Origin of the sequence: Aeromonas sp. QDB11, assembly GCF_027705265.1 — a bacterium.
GTDB lineage: Bacteria > Pseudomonadota > Gammaproteobacteria > Enterobacterales > Aeromonadaceae > Aeromonas > Aeromonas allosaccharophila.
Map to the genome: position 1 here is coordinate 1 of NZ_JAPDBM010000211.1, position 794 is coordinate 794.

At 52.3% G+C, this 794-nt stretch carries 1 protein-coding gene; it reads left to right on the plus strand.

The window, feature by feature from the left end:
* Positions 1–794: VWA domain-containing protein (locus OKC40_RS22715; protein WP_270797052.1), on the plus strand; the 794-nt coding region annotated here is incomplete at both ends.

Genomic DNA, 794 nt, shown 5'->3' on the forward strand with positions numbered 1-794 from the left:
CAGTTCCAGAAGTGGGCAAGCTATCTGGCAAACGACAAGGGGTTGCATGCGTTATGCGACTTGCTCGGCAAGATCCGGCAGATTGAACTCTCCGAAAAGATTGAGCGGGTGAAGGTTAACCACGCTCTGGATCTCTGTCTGCCTGATATCAATTCCCGAGAGGAGATAGTGGGTATTCGGTTGGGGCGAGATCTGGAACATGTATTACCCAGCGAGAAAGCCCTGTTGGCTGATGACGAGACCGCGTTGCTGTTTGATCTGAAGTTCGTCGAGTCACGACTGATGAGCTTTGATATGGCTGGTATACAGACTCAACATCAGCATGCTGAAAGGGAAGAGGAGAGGCAGGTCAACGAAGAGGAGAAGCGCGGCCCCATGATCCTCTGCGTTGATACCAGTAGCTCGATGAGCGGTGCGCCCGAGACGATCGCCAAAGCCATGACGCTATTTCTGGCAACCAAAGCGAGAGAGGAGCAACGTCCCTGTTACCTGATTAACTTCTCTACGGGTATCAAGACGTTGGAGTTGAGTGGAGAATGGGGCCTTGCGTCGATAATCGACTTTCTGAAAATGTCGTTTCATGGTGGTACTGATGCGGCACCTGCCCTTGGCCATGCGTTGAAAACCATGGACGCAGAGACCTACCAAAAGGCTGACCTGTTGATGATTTCTGACTTCATCATGGCGGATCTGCCACCGGCGACCCTGGCAAATATCGAGCAACAGCGTGGTAAGGGTAACCGCTTTTACTCTCTGGTGGTCGGCTCTGCCTATATGGTTCAGCGGCTAAAGAG